General features: G+C 67.6%; 14 protein-coding genes. 8 read left to right on the top strand and 6 right to left on the bottom strand.

Going from position 1 to position 19,403, the window contains the following annotated elements:
* Position 1 precedes the first annotated feature (1 nt).
* The 5 genes from cobA (at position 2) to JCQ34_RS06090 (ending at position 4,423) form a co-directional block, all read left to right on the top strand.
* Positions 2 to 1,033, top strand: coding sequence for a uroporphyrinogen-III C-methyltransferase (cobA, locus tag JCQ34_RS06110; RefSeq protein WP_286402913.1), 1,032 nt, complete (start codon positions 2 to 4; stop codon positions 1,031 to 1,033).
* A 14-nt stretch (positions 1,034 to 1,047) separates the two neighbouring features.
* Positions 1,048 to 2,196: a uroporphyrinogen-III synthase gene (locus JCQ34_RS06105; protein ID WP_286402911.1), complete on the top strand. Its 1,149-nt coding sequence runs from the start codon at positions 1,048 to 1,050 to the stop codon at positions 2,194 to 2,196.
* Between the two features lie 214 nt (positions 2,197 to 2,410).
* Positions 2,411 to 3,280 carry an FAD-dependent oxidoreductase gene (locus tag JCQ34_RS06100; protein WP_286402910.1) on the top strand — a complete coding sequence of 290 codons (870 nt, stop codon included), beginning with the start codon at positions 2,411 to 2,413 and terminating at the stop codon, positions 3,278 to 3,280.
* A 106-nt stretch (positions 3,281 to 3,386) separates the two neighbouring features.
* The gene (gene deoC, locus JCQ34_RS06095; RefSeq protein ID WP_286402908.1) at positions 3,387 to 4,106 is read left to right on the top strand and encodes a deoxyribose-phosphate aldolase; all 720 of its coding nucleotides are present in this window, start codon (positions 3,387 to 3,389) and stop codon (positions 4,104 to 4,106) included.
* A 53-nt stretch (positions 4,107 to 4,159) separates the two neighbouring features.
* Positions 4,160 to 4,423 (top strand): hypothetical protein, encoded by a 264-nt coding sequence (locus JCQ34_RS06090; protein ID WP_286402907.1) that lies wholly within the window; start codon positions 4,160 to 4,162, stop codon positions 4,421 to 4,423.
* 80 nt (positions 4,424 to 4,503) lie between these two features.
* Here JCQ34_RS06090 and JCQ34_RS06085 read toward each other — a convergent pair whose 3' ends face one another.
* Together JCQ34_RS06085 and mfd are read right to left on the bottom strand one after the other, a co-directional pair.
* Complete coding sequence (locus JCQ34_RS06085; protein ID WP_236821640.1) at positions 4,504 to 5,316, bottom strand: metal-dependent hydrolase; 813 nt, start codon at positions 5,314 to 5,316, stop codon at positions 4,504 to 4,506.
* Positions 5,317 to 5,322: 6 nt separating this feature from the next.
* On the bottom strand, positions 5,323 to 9,003 hold the full coding sequence (mfd, locus tag JCQ34_RS06080; protein WP_286402901.1) for a transcription-repair coupling factor: 3,681 nt from the start codon (positions 9,001 to 9,003) through the stop codon (positions 5,323 to 5,325).
* Between the two features lie 237 nt (positions 9,004 to 9,240).
* Here mfd and JCQ34_RS06075 point away from each other — a divergent pair, with 237 nt between their 5' ends.
* The 3 genes from JCQ34_RS06075 to JCQ34_RS06065 are packed head-to-tail and all read left to right on the top strand — an operon-like array spanning position 9,241 to position 11,513.
* Complete coding sequence (locus JCQ34_RS06075) at positions 9,241 to 10,746, top strand: SDR family oxidoreductase (RefSeq protein WP_286402899.1); 1,506 nt, start codon at positions 9,241 to 9,243, stop codon at positions 10,744 to 10,746.
* Between the two features lie 44 nt (positions 10,747 to 10,790).
* Positions 10,791 to 11,288: a DUF2505 domain-containing protein gene (locus JCQ34_RS06070; RefSeq protein ID WP_286402897.1), complete on the top strand. Its 498-nt coding sequence runs from the start codon at positions 10,791 to 10,793 to the stop codon at positions 11,286 to 11,288.
* A gap of 3 nt (positions 11,289 to 11,291) precedes the next feature.
* Positions 11,292 to 11,513 carry an SCO4848 family membrane protein gene (locus JCQ34_RS06065; RefSeq protein ID WP_286402896.1) on the top strand — a complete coding sequence of 74 codons (222 nt, stop codon included), beginning with the start codon at positions 11,292 to 11,294 and terminating at the stop codon, positions 11,511 to 11,513.
* Positions 11,514 to 11,613: 100 nt separating this feature from the next.
* Here JCQ34_RS06065 and sufU read toward each other — a convergent pair whose 3' ends face one another.
* The 4 genes from sufU to JCQ34_RS06045 all read right to left on the bottom strand — a co-directional run bounded on the left by sufU (position 11,614) and on the right by JCQ34_RS06045 (position 19,373).
* Positions 11,614 to 12,063, bottom strand: coding sequence for a Fe-S cluster assembly sulfur transfer protein SufU (gene sufU, locus JCQ34_RS06060; RefSeq protein ID WP_142130628.1), 450 nt, complete (start codon positions 12,061 to 12,063; stop codon positions 11,614 to 11,616).
* A gap of 23 nt (positions 12,064 to 12,086) precedes the next feature.
* A complete protein-coding gene (locus tag JCQ34_RS06055) occupies positions 12,087 to 13,412 on the bottom strand; it encodes an aminotransferase class V-fold PLP-dependent enzyme (protein ID WP_286402894.1) in 1,326 nt (441 codons plus the stop codon).
* 578 nt (positions 13,413 to 13,990) lie between these two features.
* On the bottom strand, positions 13,991 to 16,585 hold the full coding sequence (locus JCQ34_RS06050; RefSeq protein WP_286402892.1) for a LuxR family transcriptional regulator: 2,595 nt from the start codon (positions 16,583 to 16,585) through the stop codon (positions 13,991 to 13,993).
* Positions 16,586 to 16,637: 52 nt separating this feature from the next.
* Positions 16,638 to 19,373: a helix-turn-helix transcriptional regulator gene (locus JCQ34_RS06045; protein ID WP_286402890.1), complete on the bottom strand. Its 2,736-nt coding sequence runs from the start codon at positions 19,371 to 19,373 to the stop codon at positions 16,638 to 16,640.
* Between the last annotated feature and the right edge of the window lie 30 nt (positions 19,374 to 19,403).

Here is a 19,403-nt window from a genome sequence, read left to right as displayed (position 1 = left end):
CATGCAGCTCAGCATCGACCTCACCGGCCGGGACGTCCTGGTGGCCGGCTCCGCCACTGCAGCGCGGCAGGCGGTGCGCCGCTACGAAGCCGCGGGCGCCGTCGTGCACCGCCTGGAGACCCCGCACAGCGCCACCCTTACCCGACTGCCGGAGGAGTTGTTCCTGGTAGCCGCCGTCGCGGACGGACAGCCCGGCTGGGTCACGTTCCTGGACCGCTGCCGGGAAGCCGGCATCCCTGTTGCCGCGGAGCCTGCGGCAGGCTCTGCCGGCCACGTCACCCTGGTGGGCGGCGGTCCCGGCACCAGCGACCTGCTCACGGTGGCGGCCGTCAAGGCGCTCCGGGACGCCGACGTCGTCTTTTACGACCGCCTGGCCCCGTACCAGGAGCTGCCGCTGCTGACGTCCGCCAAGCTTGTCGACGTCGGCAAGAAGCCTGGGCACCACAAGGTCAGCCAGGCGGACATCGAAAAGCTGATGGTGGAAAGCGCGCTGGCGGGCAACAACGTGGTGCGCCTCAAGGGCGGGGACCCTTATGTGTTTGGCCGCGGCGGCGAAGAAGTGGCCGCCTGCGTCGCCGCCGGCGTCAAGGTCCAGGTAGTTTCCGGCGTCACCAGTGCCATCTCCGTTCCGGCCGCCGCAGGGATTCCTGTGACGCACCGCGAGGTCAGCCATCTGTTCACTGTGGTCTCCGGGCACGCCCCGCTCACGGAAAAGGAGCACGAACATCTGGCCGGCCTGGGCGGCACCATTGTGGTGCTCATGGGCATCGGCACCCTCCACCAGCTCGCGGCAGGGCTGCGACGCGCCGGCATGCGGCCGGACATGCCCATGGCCGTGGTGGAACGGGGCTACCGGCCCGGCCAGCGCACAACCATTGCGGACCTGGGCACCATCACCTCCGCTGCTGCCGGCTGCAGCAACCCCGCGGTGCTGGTCATCGGCGAGGTGGTCCGGGTGGCTGAAGCCAACCGGCAGCACGTCGGAGCCGCAGCGGACCTGGACAGGCTGGCGGCGTCGCTGCTGGGATCATGAAAGGATTGACCCCCATGACCGCACTTGCACCGGCCCACACGCCCCAGGCTGAAGAAGCAACCGATGCCGCCGAGTCACCGCTGGAGGGATTCCGCATCGGCGTCACCTCGGACCGGCGGTCCCGCGACCTCATCGAGGCCCTGGAACGGCGCGGCGCCGAAGTGCTGCACGCCCCCGCGCTGAAGATCGCCCCCGTCCAGGAAGACCTGCGCCTCATCGAGGACACCCGCGCCATCATCGCGGCCAAGCCGGACCTGTGCATCGCCACCACCGCCTACGGGATGCGCCGCTGGTGCGAGGCCGCGGATTCCTTCGGCATCGGCGACGAACTGCTGGAAACGCTCGGGAACTGCCGCATGTTCGTCCGGGGACCCAAAGCCCGCGGTGCCGTGCGCGCGGCCGGCCTTGCCGACGTCGGCATCAGCAGTGACGAAACCACCTCCACCCTGGTGGACATGCTGCTCGCTGAAGGCGTCCGCGGCAAAACCGTCGCCATGCAGCTGCACGGCTACACCGATGTCCGTCAGATCGAGCGGCTGCGGATGTCCGGCGCCACGGTCCTGACCGTCACGCCCTACCGCTGGGTCAAGCCCGAGGGCGAGGACCGGCTTCCGCGGCTGATCGAAGCCGCGTGCAGCGGCAACCTGGACGTCCTGACCTTTACCAGCGCCCCCGCAGTGGATGCCATGTGGAGCACCGCCCATGAGATGGGCCTCTACAAGCAGTTGGTGGAGAGCCTGAAACTGAACGTCACCACCGCCGTGGTGGGTCCCGTGACCGCGCAGCCGCTCCTGTACGCCGGCATCACGCCGCTGATCCCCGAACGGTTCCGCATGGGCGCCCTCATCCGCCTGGTGTGCGAGCACCTGGCACTGAACCACGTCCGCCGGCTGGAGACGCGCTCCGGAAACATCGAGCTTCGCGGCCGCTGCCTCCGCATTGACGGCCAACAGGTGGAACTGGCGCCCGCTCCCCTGCTGCTCCTGCGCGCCCTGCTTGGTGCCGACGGAGCGGTCCTGTCCCGTGAATCGCTCTCCGACCTGCTGGAACTCCGCGGATCAGTGCATGCGCTGGACATGACCGTGAGCCGGCTGCGCTCGTCCCTGCCGGACGGCAGGCTCATCGAAACGGTGGTCAAGCGCGGGTACCGGATCCGCATCTAAGCCCCATCGCGGGGGGTGCTGCGGAGTGGAATGTGTCCTGCGGCTGCCGGATGAGAGATGGGTCACGGGTTGTGTTACCGGCCGGTAAATACTGGCGAACCCCGGGCCCTGAAACAGCAACTGCGGGGAAACCTGCCGGAAAAAGCGCAAGGCTACGCTGGGTTCCATCACAGAGTTCCGGCCGCCCCGCGGCCGCCAGCGAAAGGGCCAGCACATGTCCGCTCCGGCACCCTCCCAGTCCTCCTCCACCGCAACCCGCATCGTCATTGCCGGCGCCGGCCCGGCTGCCCAGGCCCTGGTGGCGCAGCTGGACAAGGCCAGGTTCACCGGCACCATCACTGTGCTGAGCAACCGCGACGACGCCCCCGAGGAACTGCTGGAGCTGGCCATGCTCCCCCAGGTCTCCGTCCGGTTCGGCCAGCCCGCCAGCCATATCGACGCTGCCAACCGCACGGTGGCCACTGCTGACGGGATGGAATTCGCCTACGACCAACTGGTGATTGCCACCGGATCAGCCCCCGTGGCCGGCCCGGTGGACGGTGCCGCGCAGTGCCTGAGCTATGCCACCATCGACGACGCACCACGTGTCGCGAAAGGCGTGCAGAAGGTGGCCCGGGAGCTGGGCAGGCGCCCGGTGGGAATCCTGGTCGGGACCGGTGCGGCGGCAGGACAGGCCGAGGCAGTCCTGCGGGCCAAGGGCGTACGTCCCATCCGCACTACCGCCCGGCCGGCCGCCATCGTCCCTGCCGTCGTGTCCGGTCCGGCTTCCAGCATGGCCGCATCCGCGGTGGTCTTCGAAGACGGCAGCAGCATGACCGGGGACCTGGTCGTTTTAGCGGAGGAGCGCGTCTCCCGGGACGGCCTGGCGGCCAGCGCAGGCCTGCAGACGGCGGCAGCTGGCGGCATCGTCATCAGCCGCGACTACCGCACCTCGGTGCCGGGGATTTGGGCGATCGGGGACGCCGCAGCGTTCGACGGCGTGCGGCTGGGGCTGCTGGTGGCAGCCGCTTCGGCGGCGGGCACCTGTGCAACGCAACTGCTGTCGGCCGCTTCGGCTGCGCCGGCCCTGCAGGCGGCTGCCTGACAGGGGTGCCTGCGTGCCGGTGCCTGCTTTGGGTGCGCGCCGCTGTGACAAGATGGTTTCCGAAACCGAGTCAATGCCGGCCGCCCGGCCCTTCGAGAGGACCATCATGAGCAACGAAGCCACCGTGCACGCAGGCAACGCTGAGGCGGCCGGAGCCGCGGACATCGCCTCCTACATCGACCACACGCTGCTCAAGCCCGAAGCGTCGGAAGCCGACGTGCTGAAAGTGTGCGCAGAGGCGGCCGAGTACAAGTTCAAGTCCGTGTGCGTGAACCCGATTTGGGTCAAGACGGTCACCAAGGCGCTCAAGGGCTCGGGCGTCCTCACCTGCTCCGTGGTGGGCTTCCCCCTTGGGGCAACCCCCACGGACGTGAAGTCGTTCGAAGCCCGCGGCGCGGTGCTGGATGGCGCCGATGAGGTGGACATGGTGATCAACATTGCCGCCGCACGGGCGAACGACAAGGGCGCCCTGACGGACGATGTCGCTGCTGTGGCCGAGACCGTGCACGCGGGCGGGGCCATCCTGAAGGTCATCATCGAAACTGCCCTCCTGACGGACGAGCAGAAGGTGCTGGCCTGCCAGGCGGCGGTGGAGGGCGGAGCGGACTTCGTGAAAACCTCCACCGGCTTCAACGGCGGCGGTGCCACCGTGGAGGACGTGGCCCTGATGCGCAGGACAGTAGGCTCGGATCTGGGTGTCAAGGCCTCCGGTGGCGTACGGTCCCTCGCCGACGCGCAGGCTATGATTACAGCAGGTGCAACACGAATTGGTGCCAGTTCCGGAATCGCCATCGTCAAGGGTGAACAGGGTTCAGCCGCGTACTGACCGGAAGCCGGAAACCGCCACAGACCAAGCCCCGCGGGGCCGAGGAGGAACACATGTCCAGCCAGATCAACCCGTCCAGCCGGGACACGGCGTCCAACCAGGAACATGTCCGTACCCCGCAGAACGAAAACAAGCTCGCGGGCAGCGTTATCCTCTTCGTGATCTGCTTCGCCCTGTTCCTCGGTGCCATCTACTCGCTGTCGTTCCTGAGCCTGGGCAACCCGTGGCCGATGGCCGTCTGCCTGGTCCTCTTCGCCCTGGCATTCTGGCTCCCGCAGACCATCTTCGGCCGCTCCGACTCAGCAGGCGAGCACTAGGCTTCACGCCCAGCCGTTAAGACACCAACGGACCCCGGACGCATCGTCCGGGGTCCGTTTTCGTATCAACTGTTCCGCTGCTAGAACCAGAGCCTGATCCAGGCACCCGCCGCAGCGGCCACGCGGCCCCAGTGGTGCTGGGCGATGGCCCAGCCTGCCATGGTCATGCCCACCATCGCGTAGGCGCTGACCGGGATCAGCACCAACCATTCCCGCTTCGAACCGGCCCGCCCCAGCAGGGGTACGGACAGGGCGCCGTTGGCCCGCCACACGTTCCGCAACAGGGGCATGCGGCGCAGCATTTTGGGCGGCCGGACCACCAGCGGCCAGAGCAGCGGCACTCCCCCAGTGGTGATGAGGTCGCCCACGATGTGCACCACCACCCCAATGAGCATCGATGTGGGCAGCCACGTCCACTGCTCCGGCGCGTAGACGGTGACCAGGCCGGCCATGACCAAAGCGAAGATCCAGTTGGAGATGAAGCCGCTTTTGGGAAAAAGCTTCAGCGCCTTCGCCGCGATGTTGATCAGGAACATGCACAGCAGGCCGGCGCCGACAGATAGGCGCCCCCAGCCCGTGTCCATGTGGACCTGGGATGCCAGGCCGGCCAGGAACACGAACGCCGCCGCGCCCAGGATGGAGTGCGTGCCCTGCCGGTGGCCGCCGCTGGCGTTTTCAATGCCGCGGGCGATCGCGTTGGACAGCGGCGGCAGCGCATGGGCCACCGTGCTTGAGCGGTGGTCCCAGTCGCAGACCAGGGCGGTGCCGGCAGTGGCCATGCCGCCGATGAGGATCCCGGTGGGATCAAGCGGGTACCAGCCCAGGGTGTAGGGGCCGGTGGACGCAACAGCTACCCACGCCGCGGCTCCCGACGCGGCGTGGTGTCCTCCCATCAAGTGCTAACTCACCGCCAGTGGGGCGTCGGAGAAGATGTTCCGAATGACGCCGTTGGCCCACTCCAGGATTTCGGCGTCCTGCAGGTCCCGGCCCCCGATCCGCGCCGTCTTGGGCTTGGGAATGAGCACCGCGTCCAGCGCAGGCTTGGTCTGCGAACCCGGGTACATCCGGTTCAGGCGCATGGTCTTGGACTCCGGCAGCGTGGCCGGGGAGAACTTGATGAAGTTGCCCTGGAGCGCAACGTCGGACAGGCCGGCTTCGCGGGCGGCCACCCGGAACTGTGCCACGGCCACCAGGTTCTGTGCCGGCAGCGGAAGTTCGCCGTAGCGGTCCACCAGTTCTGCCTGGACCTCGTCGATGGCCTCGTTGGTGAGGGCCGCCGCGAGCTTCCGGTAGGCCTCCAGGCGCAGCCGCTCGCCGGGAACGTAGTCGTGCGGCAGGTGCGCGTTGACCGGCAGCTCGATCTTCATCTCCGCAGCCTTCTCCTCGGCCTCGCCGCGGAAATCCGCCACGGCCTCGCCCACAAGCCGGATGTACAGGTCGAAGCCCACCCCCTGGATGTGGCCGGACTGTTCACCGCCCAGCAGGTTGCCGGCGCCACGGATCTCCAGGTCCTTCATGGCCAGCTGCATGCCGGCGCCCAGTTCGTTGTGCGCCGCAACGGCTTTGAGCCGTTCCAGTGCCACTTCACCCAACGGCTTTTCCGACGGGTACAGGAAGTACGCATACGCACGTTCCCGGCCACGGCCCACACGGCCGCGGAGCTGGTGCAGCTGGGACAGGCCGTATTTATCCGCACCGTCCACGATCAGCGTGTTGGCGTTGGAGATGTCCAGGCCGGTCTCAATGATGGTGGTGCACACCAGGACGTCGAAGCGCCGCTCCCAGAAGTCCACGATGATCTGCTCCAGGCGGCTCTCGGACATCTTGCCGTGCGCCACCTCCACCCGGGCTTCCGGGACCAATTCGCGGATCTTCGCCGCGGTCCGCTCAATGGTGGACACCCGGTTGTGGACCAGGAACACCTGCCCTTCGCGCATGAGTTCGCGGCGGATGGCGGCGGAGGTCTGCTTGTCAGTGTACGGGCCCACGTAGGTCAGCACCGGGTGCCGTTCCTCCGGCGGGGTGGCGAGCGTCGAGGTTTCCCGGATGCCGGTCAGGGACATCTCCAGGGTGCGGGGAATCGGGGTGGCGCTCATGGCCAGGACGTCCACGTTGGTGCGCATCTTCTTCAGCGCCTCCTTGTGCTCCACGCCGAACCGCTGCTCTTCGTCCACGATCACCAAGCCGAGGTCCTTGAACTCGAAGTCCTTGGACAGCAGCCGGTGGGTGCCGATCACGATGTCCACGGCGCCGCTCTTGACCCCTTCGGCGGTTTCCTTGGACTCCTTTGCGGACTGGAAGCGGGATAGCGGCTTCACGCGAAGGGGGAAGCCGGAGAACCGTTCGGTGAAGGTTTCGTAGTGCTGCTGCGCCAGCAGCGTGGTGGGCACCAGCACCGCCACCTGCTTGCCGTCCTGGACGGCCTTGAACGCAGCCCGCACCGCGATCTCGGTCTTCCCGTAGCCCACGTCGCCGGATACCAGCCGGTCCATGGGGATTTCCCGCTCCATGTCCGCTTTGACCTCGTTAATGGTGGTCAGCTGGTCCGGCGTCTCCACGTACGGGAACGCCTCCTCCAGTTCGCGCTGCCATGGAGTGTCGGGGCCAAAGGCGTGGCCGCGGGAAGCCATGCGGGCCGAGTACAGCCGGATCAGTTCACCGGCGATCTCCTTGACGGCCTTGCGCGCCTTGGACTTGGTGCTGGCCCAGTCCGCGCCGCCCATCTTGCTCAGGACCGGGGTGTCCCCGCCCACGTAGCGGGTCACCTGGTCCAGTTGGTCCGTGGGGACGAACAGCCGGTCGCCGGGGGCGCCGCGCTTGGCCGGCGCGTATTCCAGCACCAGGTACTCGCGCACGCCGTCGCCGCCGCCGGCCACCTTGCGCTGGATGAGTTCCACGAACCGGCCGATGCCGTGCTGTTCGTGCACCACATGGTCCCCCGCCACCAACTGGAGGGGGTCGACGGCGTTGCGCCGTTTGGAGGGCATCCGCCGCATGTCCTTGGTGGACCCGGCGGAGGTGCGGCCCAGCAGGTCGGCTTCGGTGAGCAGGCCCAGTTTGAGCCCGTCCAGGACGAAGCCGCGGCCGACGGCGGCGGTGGTCACCTCGATGATGCCCGGCTGGGGTTCGTGGTCCAGGCTGTCCACCCGGGCGCAGGGAATGTCGTTTTCGTGGAACAGCTCCGCCAGGCGCTGGGCCGGGCCGGGGCCCTCGGTGGCCACCACGATCCGCCACTGGTCGCGCACGTGCGAGCCGATGAAGTCCATCATCTCGGCGACATCGCCCTGGTAGCCGCGGGGCTCCCTGGCGTGCAGGTTCAGCACGTCGATCTCGGGCAGCAGTTCCGCATCCTGCGCCAGCGAGGTGATGGACCACCAGGACACCCCGTGCGCCAGGGACGAGGACCGGGTTTCAGCCAGCGAGCGGAAGCTGGCCGAATGAAGCGCCGCACTGGCCTGGGAGCTGAGGTCCAAAGGTGCCGCCCCGCCGTCGGACGCGGTGGACCACGCCGCCTCAAGGAACTCCTCGTTGGTGGCAGCGAGGTCATGGGCCCGGGTGCGCACCTTTTCCGGTTCGATCACCACGGCAATGGAATCGGCCGGCAGCTGGTCCACGAACGGCACCATGGCATCCACCAGCACCGGCGCCAGGGACTCCATGCCTTCAACGGCGATGCCGCCGGCGATCTTTTCGAGCATGTCCGCCGCGGCCGGAAGCTGGGACTTGAGCGTGGCGGCGCGGGACATCACGGAAGGAGTGATGAGGATTTCGCGGCAGGGCGGTGCGTGCAGCTCCGTGGGGTGGTGCACGCCGGGCGCGGACAGCGAGCGCTGGTCGGCGACGGCGAACCAGCGCATCTGGTCCACCTCGTCGCCGAAGAACTCGACGCGGATGGGGTGGTCCTCCGTGGGCGGGAAGACGTCGATGATGCCGCCGCGGACGGCAAACTCGCCCCGGTGCGTCACCATGTCCACCCGGGCGTATGCGGCGTCGGCGAGGCTCTTCACCACGTTGGTGAACGGAACGTCCTGGCCCACCTTCAGCGTAACCGGAACAAGGTCGCCCAGCCCGGCCACCACGGGCTGGACCACGGCGCGGACGGGAGCGACGACGACGCGCAGCCGGCCCGCCGTCGAACTTTCCGGATGTGCCAGCCGGCGCAGCACGGAGAGCCGGCGGCCCACGGTGTCCGAGCGGGGCGAAAGCCGCTCGTGCGGGAGGGTCTCCCAGCTGGGGAACTCGGCCACCGCGTCCGCCGGAAGGTAGGCGCGCAGGGCGGCTGACAGGTCTTCGGCCTCGCGGCCGGTGGCCGTCACAGCAAGCACCACGCCCGGTTCTGCGCCCTCGGCGGCAGCGGCAAGCCCGTCCGCCATCTCCGCCAGCAGCACCGGGCGCAGGCCGGCCGGGGCGCTGATCTGGTAATCCTGGCCGCGGACGGCAAAGCCCCGGGCGGCCTCGGCGCCCACGCGGGCGAAGGTCGTGTCCGGCTCGAGCGCGCGGCGCAGTCCATCCAGCGAAGGGGTGGTGCTGGAGGTGCCCGTGCTGGATGTGCCGGCGGCGGACTGGCCGGGAAGACTCATGGCGGAAGCTCCTGTGGTGTTCATCGAAGACAAGCAGGCAACGCGAAAACCCGAAATTCGCTGCGAATCCCGGGTATACCCAGCCTACCGCGCAGGAACGACATGGCAGCGCGGCACCCATCTGCCCCCTGAATGGACCTAGGCTGGCAACGTCGAGCGATTTCCGCAGCCTTTTCCGCAGCGCAGCCGTCCGTAAGGGCGGCCGCTGCGAATTCCAAGGGACGAACAGGAGCCAGCATGACCGCAATGAGTGCCAAACCAACACCCAGGACCGTCCTTGTCACCGGTGCCACCGGCTACATCGGCGGGCGGCTGGTGCCCAGGCTGCTGGAGGCAGGCCACCAGGTGAAGGTGCTGGTCCGCTCCCCTGACAAGATCGCCGGTGTGCCGTGGCGCGACAAAGTGGACGTCGTGGAAAGCAGCCTCGACGACGGCGACGCCCTCCGTGAAGCGCTGGCCGGCGTCGACGTCTTCTATTACCTGGTGCACTCCATGGCCGCGGGGGCGGGATTCGAGGCGAAGGAAAAGGCGATGGCCACCACTGCGGCGGACGCCGCGGCCGCCGCCGGCGTAAGCCGGATCGTCTACTTGGGCGGGCTGCACCCCCAGGGCGTTGAGCTTTCCACCCATATGCGGTCGCGGGAAACCGTGGGCAAGGTATTCCTGGACAGCCCGGTGGACGCCGTCGTGTTCCAGGCCGGCGTGGTGATCGGGTCGGGCTCGGCCTCCTTCGAGATGATCCGCCACCTCTCCGAAACGCTGCCGCTGATGCCGGCGCCCAGCTGGGTGCGGAACAGGATCGAAGCCATCGCCGTGCGGGACGTGCTGTATTACCTTGTGGGCGCTGCCGCCCTTGAGGGCCCGATCAACCGGACTTTCGACATCGGCTGCCGGCAGGTGCTGACCTACGCCAGGATGATGCAGGAATACTCTGCGGAAGCAGGCCTGCCCTACCGGGTGGTGCTGGCGCTGCCCATCCCCGCGCCCAAGCTGGCAGGCATCTGGGTGGCCCTGACCACCCCCATCCCGTGGTCCATGGCGGTGCCCCTGGTGCAGTCGCTGCAGCATGATGCGGTGTCCAACGAGCACGACATCGACCAGTACATTCCCCAGCCCGACGGCGGCCTGACCCCGTACCGGACGGCGGTGGCCCTGGCGCTGGGCAAGGAGCGGGACGGCCAAGTGGAGACCACGTGGGCCAGCGCCGGCGCGGACTCCGATCCCCTTCCCAGCGACCCCGAGTGGGCAGGGCACAAGGTGTACATCGACGAGCGGACCTTCCACGGGGAAGTGGACCCGGCCCATGTCTGGACCATTATCGAGGGCATCGGTGGGCGCAACGGCTGGTATTCCCTGCCCCTGGCCTGGCAGGTCCGGGGCTGGCTGGACAAGCTGACCGGCGGCGCGGGGCTGCTGCGGGGCCGCCGGCATCCGCATATGCTGGCCGCCGGAGAAGTGGTGGACTGGTGGCGGGTAGAGCGGATCGAGCGCGGCAGGCTGCTGCGGCTGCGGGCTGAGATGCGGGCGCCGGGACGGGCGTGGCTGGAGCTTTCCGTGGAGCCCGACGGCGGCGGCAGCCGCTACCGGCAGCGCGCCATTTTCTTTCCCAAAGGCTTGAGCGGACGGCTCTACTGGCTGGCCGTGCTTCCCTTTCACAGCCTGATCTTCCCGGCGATGGCACGGAACATCACGGCGGAGGCCCGGAAATTGGCCGATGCGGACCGCGCCGGGGTGACCCCGTAGGATGTTGGAGGCGTAAATCCTTTCCCCACGTCCCAGGAGGACCCATGGCGCTGAGCGCAACCACCACCCTTCCGCACTCCGTTGACAGCGTTACCGCTGTGCTGGTGAACGAGGATTTCCAGCGCCACGTCAGCCAGCTGGTGGGCGGCACCCTGGAGTCCTTCACCCTTGACGGCGACATTGCAGGTGCCTTCAACACCACCTCGGTCCGCACCCTTCCCACCACCCGGCTGCCTGAGATCGCCCGCAAGTTTGTTGGTGAGCACCTCAAGGTGACCCAGGTGGAAAACTGGGAAGCTCCCGCCGCGGACGGCTCGCGCCAGAGCAACATCTCGCTGAAGATCGCCGGTGCCCCGGTGGATGTTACCGCCGTCCAGCGGCTGGTGGCCGACGCCGGCGGAACCCGCGTGGAGCTTGAGGGTGCGGTGAAGTCCTCCGTACCGTTCCTCGGCGGCAAGATCGCCGACGCCGCCGAGCCGATGGTGGCCAAAGCACTGAACCTGCAGGCCGCACAGGCCCAGGCTTGGCTGGAAAGCCACTAGCCCATGCAGCTTCCCGTCTTTGCCGCGCTTGTCCTCATTGTCGCCGGCGTTTGGTCGCTGGTGGTCTGGCCGCAGTTCCTGCGCCGCGTCATGAAGGATCCGCGGGCCCGCGACGCCGCCGGCAAGGCAACGAAGTTCCTGACCGTCCATGTGGTGCTGGTGAGCATCTCCGTGGTGCTGGGGCTCGCCACGGCAGTGATCGGGGTCCTCGGCCTGCTGGGCTGAACGAGGCGTTTTACACACGAAACAGCCCGGGCCTTCCCCACTTCTGAGGCCCGGGCCTTCCCCACTTCTGAGGGAAGACCCGGGCTGTTCACTGTCCTGCTTAGGCTGCCTGGTTGAGCGCGTCCTCGGCGGCGACCCAGGAAATCATGGCGCACTTGACCCGGGCGGCGTAGCGGGCCACTCCTTCGAACGCTGCCGCGTCCCCCAGCAGCTCAGGATCGGCATGGACCTTGCCCCGCGACCGCAGCACCTCCCGGAAGCTGTCGATGACCTCATGCAGTTCGGCAATGGTCATCCCCTCGGCGAGGTCGGTGAGGACCGATGCGGAGGCCATGGAGATGGAGCAGCCAGCCCCGTCCCAGGCCACCTGGGCCACCTTGCCGTCCTGGACGGCAAGCCGGAGGGTCACTTCGTCCCCACACACAGGGTTGAGCTGGTGTGACTGGCCGGTGGAGCTCCCCTGCGGTGCGTCGGTGGCGGCGAGCCCGCTGCCGTGGCGGGCCTTTGAATGGTCCAGGATGATCTGCTGGTACAGCTGGTCAAGGCTCATGGTGTCAACTCTCGTATTCTGCGCTAGGCGCGGAAGTAGGCCCGGACGCCGGCGACGGCCTCAAGGAAGCGGTCCACGTCGTCAGTGGTGTTGTACAGGTAGGCGCTGGCACGGGTGGTGGCGGTCAGCCCGAGCCGGCGGTGCAGCGGCTGGGCGCAGTGGTGTCCCACTCGGACGGCGATTCCCTGGGAGTCCAGGAATTGCCCCACATCGTGGGCGTGGACGCCCTCGACGTCGAATGCGGCAAGGCCGATCCGTTCCTTCCCGGCGGCAGGACCCAGGACCCGGATTCCGGGAATGCCCTCCAGCCCGGCCACCATGCGCTGGCCCAGTTCGGCTTCCCAGCGGTGGATCCGGTCCAGCCCGGTTTCGGTGAGGTAGTTCGCGGCGGCGGCCATGGCCACGGCCTGGGAGATCCGCTGGGTGCCGGCTTCGAAGCGCTGGGGCGCCGGAAGGTACTCGGCCCGTTCCATGGTGACGGTGGTGATCATGGATCCGCCGGTCAGGAACGGCGGCAGGATGTCCAGCAGTTCCTGCCGCCCGTAGAGCACTCCGATCCCCGTGGGGGCAAGCATCTTGTGGCCGGAGAAGACCGCGAAGTCTATGCCGAGATCCTTGACGTCCAGGGGCAGGTGCGGAGCGGACTGGCAGGCGTCCAGGACCACCAGTGCCCCCGCGGCGTGGCCGAGCGCGGTCAGTTCCCTCACCGGGTTGATGATGCCCAGGACGTTGGAAGCGTGGGTGAAGGCCAGGACCTTGGTTCGTGGGCCGATGATTGCCGCCGCCTGGTCCATGCGGAGGCTGCCCTGGTCGTCAATGGGGATGTAGCGGAGCGTGGCCCCGGTCCGGAACGCCAGTTCCTGCCAGGGGATGAGGTTGGCGTGGTGCTCCATTTCGGTCACCACGATCTCGTCGCCCGGGTTCAGTGCCAGGTCCCGAAGCCCCTGGTCACCGCGTCCCTGAGCCGCCCACAGCCCGGCATTGGAAAGGGAGTAGGAAAGAAGGTTCAGCCCTTCTGTGGCGTTGGACGTCCAAATGGTCTCCGCGTAGTCCGCGCCAATGAAATCGGCAATGGTCTGCCGGGCGTCCTCGAATACTTCGGTGGCCTCCACGGCAAGATGGTGCGCGCCACGGTGAACAGCGGCGTTGCGCTGTTCGTAGAATTCCTGTTCGGCCTCGATGACACTCACGGGGTTTTGCGACGTAGCGCCCGAGTCGAGGTAGACCAGGGGCTGCCCGTTAACCAGTTGGTTGAGGACCGGGAAGTCGTTGCGGATGCGCAGCACCTCGGCGTTATCCATGACAGGTACGGCACGTTCCAGTGTGGCTGGCGTTGATACTACGGCCAAAACGAACTCCTTGGGCTGCCAATGTCTGACACCCAATTGTCCCACACACGGCTGTGGCGGCCGCCCGGGAGGGGCAGCCGCCACCGCTGTCCCGGGCTTCAGCCGAGGGAGCAGAGGGCCGGCGACGGCTGGGGGGAGAGTCTCGGTCTCAGAAGACTCTGACGTCGCCGGCCCCGTCTGTGCCCGGTCCGTTGCGGACCGGAAATCGAAAGGGCTCAATGTCCTGTTCTGCTGCTCCGCGGCCTCCAGCTTGCCGCTTTGCTTTGCCTCCTTAAGTAAATCCCGCGGTGCCATCCCGTACACGAGTAGGGTGTACTCGAATCCCGGCGGCCGCACTACCGGGGCGCCGCTCAGCCACTTACGTGAAGCGGACGATGCTCCCAGGCTCCCAGGTACCGCAGCGGGGCGCACGGGCGGCAAGGTGCCGGACGGCAGTGATCGGGACAGACGACGGCGGACGCGCGGCAAGGTGCCGGACGGCAACTGCGCGAGCCGCGCCGTTCATGTCGCAGGCCCGGTTCTGTGACGCTGGAACAGACCAACGCGGGCAGGAGCGGCAGCTGCCTGCCCGCCGGGACCTACTTTGGCAGTGCCGACTCCAGCTCATCGCGGCTGCGGACCCCGAGCTTGACGTAGGTACGGTACAGGTGTCCTTCCACCGTCCGGACCGACACCATCAAGCGCTGCGCGATCTCGCGGTCGGTGAGGCCCTGCACGGCCAGCTCGACGATGTCCTGTTCCCTGCGCGTGAGGCGGACAGTGGGGGCTGCGGCGATGAACCGGCCTTCCCGGAACCGCTCCCCCAGTTCGTGGTCGCACTTCTCACGCTGGGCCACGGCCTGCCGCGACCGCCGGCGTTCCCCGGCCTGCTCCAGCACGGTACTGGCCCGGGCGTAAGCTTCGCGGGCCAGGTTGACAAAGCCTGCCTCCTCCAGCGAGGCAGCCGTTGCCATAAGGGCGTCACCGTCGGCGTTTTCCCAAGCAATGGCCAGCGTGAGCAACGCTTCTGCCCACCGGCCCTCCACACCGCGCGCCGCTGCCTGCACCATGGGGACCACCGAGGGGTCACCGAGATCCCAGCACATGGCAAGGACCTCAAGGAGGTTCCCTGTCCGCGCGGAAGCCTCCGTGGTGGTCATCAACGTCTGCAGGGCCGCCAGGCCCTTTCCGTCACGGGCAAGGTATTCACCCGCCGCCGCCACATAGGCTTCCGCCAGGAGGTCGTGGGCGGGCCAGCCGGCATCAGCATCCTTGTGGTCCTGTTCCAGGCGTTTGGCCTGCTCCGCGTCGCCGAGGCGTGCGGCCGCATAGAAGCCCAGGGCTGTGCCAAAGCGGTAGAGCTGGAGGGGGTCATTGAGCCTCAGCGCTTCCACTGCGGGCAGCAGGACCTGGTAGGCGCGCTCCATCCGCCCCTGCCGCAGCAGCGAGTAGCCCTGGAGCACCTGGAGGCTCCCGTTGAAGGTGTCGGCGCCGGGGGCATGCCCGGCGGCGTAGTGGTTGATTTCCCGCTCTGCAGACTCCCATTCACCCATGGCCAGGTAATCGGAAACGAGCCGCCCCAGCACGAACTCGGGAAAGAAAAACAGGCTGCCTTCAAGGGGTGGAAGTTCCGAGGCTGCCAGCAGGGCGGCCTCCAGCCCCTGGACGGGCCGTCCGGCCGAGGCGAGGGCATGGGCCAGGAGACCCTCAGCCAGCGCACGGAGCGGTTCTCCGCCGGTGGCTGCCGCAGGCCCCTTCCGGATGGTGGCCACGTGGTCGTTCAGTGCCTGGAAATCCACTTCCGCTCCAAGCCGGAGCAGGTGGAGGAGTTCCCGCTGCCAGTCCGGCCCGCTGCTGCCACTACCCCCGCCGTTCTTTTCGACGTCGTCCGCCACCACCTCCAGTGAGTGGCCAATGGCTTGGTGCGCCGAGACCCGTAGCAGCAGAACGGCCGCACCCTGCGGGTCTTCGGCCAGCGGGAGCCAACATTCGTCAAGGAGTGCCGCGGCTTCCTGGTAAGCCCCTTCGTTGTACAGCGCACGCGCCTGGACCGCCTGGGCCAGGGGAACCAGCGCGGGCTCGTGGACCCGGGCCGCGATGGTCCGTGCGCTGTGGTTGTGGAACCGAATCAGGGCCTCCCGGGCCGCCGCCAGCATCTCCTCATCAGCGACCCGGACCCCACACTCCAGGGCCCACTCCACGGACCGCAACCGGCCCTCCCCCTGCAACAGGGTGGGGTCCTGGTGCGCCTTCACCTTTTCCCGCAGTTGAAGGCTGCGGGAGACCGAGACGGTATGCCTGATGGCACCGGCGAAGAGCCCGTTCCATATGGACAGTTCAGCCGGAATACCGGGTGCTTCAACGATCATCTGCTGGTCCAGCAGGGAGCGGACGACGGCTGCACCGCTGATATCTTCGATGACTTTCCTGCCCACCGGTCCGGCAAGGGCAATGAGCTTCAGCGCTTCCTGTTCCTCGAGCCGCCGCCGAAGGTGGTCTTTGGCAACAACCGCTGCGAGCCGCGCCCCGTCGCTCGGCAAGGAGCCCAGGAGCATCCAAATTCCGTTGCGTTTGACCAGGACACCGGCTTCAGCTGAGTCATGGAGCAGGGCATCGAGGATCCGGGGGTTGCCGCCCGACGCGTTCCAAATGGCGTCCACCGTGGCACCGGGGACGGTCCCGTCCAGGGCATGGGCCAGGACCTCTTCGATTTGTTCACGGTTGAGGGGACGGAGGTCGATCCGTTCGGCAAGGCCGTCATACCAGAGCTGGTCCAGCGGCTGCGGCAGGCCCGGCCGGGGCCTGGCCGCGGCCACCACTGTGGCCCATCCTGCCGAAATCACCTCAGCCAGGACGCCGGCAGAAGCGTCATCCAACTGGTGGGCGTCGTCCACCGCAATGAGGACGGAACCCGTGTTGCCGGCCTTCAGTTTCTCGAAGTATGCCCACATGGAACGGAGCACGGCGACGGGCGAGACAGACTCCTCAGCGGTGAGCTCGCCCGTGTAAGGGGTCAGGACTCCGAACGGCACGGCGGCCAGGGCCGAACTGGCGTGGATCCGCACAACGTTCATGGATCCGGCGAGGCGCTCCGTCACGGCATCGGTCACGGCCGATTTTCCGATGCCGGGGCCTGCCATGATGAAAACGGCGTGGTGGGCGCCGTTCCGCAGGATGGCGCAGATACGCTCCACGGGCTCCCGGCGTCCGGTCAGGAGCCGGTGCGTGGCCGCCTGCTTGTGGCCGTTAGACGAGTCCAGTCAGATCACCCCTTGAAGTCACGCCAAGCTTGGTGAAGACCTGGTACAGGTGGCCTTCCACAGTGCGGACCGACACGCCCATTTCCATGGCGATGTCACGGTTTGAAGCGCCCCGGCCGGCCATCCTGGCGATCTGCCGTTCCCTGCTAGTCAGCAAGGGGCTTCCGCTGCTGGGCACGATGGGCAGGTTGGACACGGTGGCGGCCAGGATGTCCAGCCGCGCCTGGGCTGTCCTGGCCGAGAGCGCGTCCCCGTCCTGGCGCGCAAAATCCACGGCCAGTGCCATGCACCGGGCCTCAACGGCGTCCAGTTCGAGCGTGGCAGCAAGTTCACCGCCGGCAAGGAGTGCCTTGGCGTCCTTTGTCCTGCTTCCGACGGCGATCAGCCGTGAGACGTCGGCCAGGGGGCCCTGCCGGTGGCCGGCAATCTCCTCCAGCAGCCGGAAGTCCGCGTCGCTGCCATTGACGGTTGCGGCCAGCAGGTAGATGCCGGCAACGGTAGCCCGCCCCGCCTCCAAGTTCCGGCGGGCTCCCTGCTTCAGGCCTGCCACCGCCTCCGGGTCGCCCAGCCAGCGCCCGGCCACGAGCGCGCAGAAATCTATGACGCATTCCGCGGCGAACCCGGCCCTGCCGGAGGTCCTCTGGAGCTTGGTGAGGTACTTACGGGCAAATCCTGCATTGCCGGTCTGGGCATAGGCGAGGGCTGTGGCGGCGTAGCCGGTGCGCAGCGCGGTTTGCACCGGCTGCAGCTCCAACTGGGCAGTGGCGGAAATCAACGGCTCCAGGGCAGCCTCACCGCGGCCGGAGAAGGCATAGGCCACGCCGGCAGCCAGTTCAGTTGCGGCGCTTCGGAAGGGGAGCCGGTGGAGCTGTCCTGCACTGAAGGGAGTAAGGAGATCAATGCAGCGCCGCCATTGGCCCGCCAGCAGCAGGACGAAGAACGCCTCCTTGGTGTAGCGCTCACGAAGGCCGACAATGTGCGAGGCATCGGTGAGCTGGCCACCGAGTTGGCGCATGAGGCCCAGGGCGTCCATCTCGCGGCCCGTAAAGGCGAGGGCGGTCATCAGGATGATGGCCGATTGAAGCCGGTATCCCGTGTCGGGGTTGGCAGCAGGATCGGCTGCCCGCTCAAGTGCCGGGATCATGGCGGAAAAATTACCGGCATGGGCCTGGTACTCGAATTCGCTCAGCGCCACCCGGTTGACTGCGATGACGGCAGGTGCAGGCCAGGAAGAATCCTGGGCTGCCGGTTCCAGGCGTTCGCGGGCGGAAGCGAGGAGTTCCGGCACTTTACCCGCCTGTTCCGGAATGGAGAGCATGACTCTGGCTTTGGCTGCGACTATCTGGGCGTATTCCTCGGGGTCCAGTGCGTCGAGTTCGGGCTGTGAGATGTCGTCCAGGGCTGCGAGGGCCTGGACTGGCATGTCCAGCTGGAGGTATGCCGATGCCTTGTGGCGCTGCGCCGGCGCCCACCCTGCGTCGGTCCTCCTCAGCATGTCCGCGTAGGTCAAGGCAAAGCGGGGGTCGAAGAGCTGGACCGCGGCCTGGGCGGCCGCAAGCGCCAGCCCAGGGCTGAGCTCGGCCTCGCACTCGTGGGTCCAGGCGGCGAAGGACATCAGTTCTTCGACCGTCATGGACGCCGGATCCGGCTCCGCGCCGCCCAGCATCACGTGGCGAAGCTCCCGCCGCCGGGAAATGCTCAGCCACGTCCTGACTACGTCACCGATGTATTTCTCCCGCAGGGACACCCAGCGATACTCGGACTCGTCGATCTCCAGCAGGCCGCCGTCTTCCATGTCCGCAATGACATCAGCACCGTAGATCGCGGTGAGGCGCGATAGCTCCACCCTGCGGGCACAGGAGAGCATCTCGATGACTTCACGTGTCTGGGAGGTTTCCCGGGACCAGCGGGACCGGACGATGTCATCCAGGCTGGCGGCGCCATCAAGCACCACCTTGTCCCGGAGGGTCCAGACGGAGTCCGACAGGACCAGGTTTCCGGAGAGCTGCTGTTCGGTGACCAGTGCCTTGAGCAGCAGGGGGTTACCGCCGACCATCTGGTGGTAGGTGCTGACCAGGGAGGAAGCGACCCGGTGCCCCAGAAGTGAGAGCAGGACTTGCCGGGTCTGCAGTTCGTTGAGGTTGCTGAGCCGCACCTCGGTCAGCTTCCGGTCCGTCAGCAGCCAGTGGAAGTCTGGGGGCAGGTCACTGGAGTTGGGGGCCACCGCAACGATTTTGGCCGTACCGGTGAGCAGGACGTTAAGCAGCACCCCGGCACTCATATCGTCGATGCTGGAGGAGGTGTCCAGGGTAATGATGCACGGCCTGCCGGCGGCGTCGCTGCGGATCAGGGAGGTGATGCCGCGCAGGATGGCGGTGGGCGAGCCCATGTAGGCCTGCGGCAGCCGGGCCAGCAGGAAGGAGAGGCAGCCGTACGGGGTGCTGGAGCCCGACGGGACGTTCCGCAGTTGCAGCGACCAGATATCGGGGCCGAGGTCTGCCACTGCCGCACGGGCCAGGGAGGATTTCCCCACGCCGCGGGCACCGGTGATGACGACGCCGAGGGAATTCTCGCTGGTCAGGGCGGTGCGGACGGCGTCGAGGTTGGCGCTGCGTGCAGGCACGGACCATTGCTGGTTCTCCGGCGCCGCGGAGGGTGGCGTGGGCAGCCTGTCACCTTGAGGTGTTGACCCACGTCCCCAGCTGAGTGGCTCGATTGACATGAACTTATCCCCTACATCCTGCAATAGCGG

Source organism: Pseudarthrobacter defluvii, assembly GCF_030323865.1.
Taxonomy (GTDB): domain Bacteria; phylum Actinomycetota; class Actinomycetes; order Actinomycetales; family Micrococcaceae; genus Arthrobacter; species Arthrobacter sedimenti.
The sequence above is the reverse complement of the archived record's forward strand: the minus strand, read 5'-3'. Positions and strand labels throughout refer to the sequence as shown.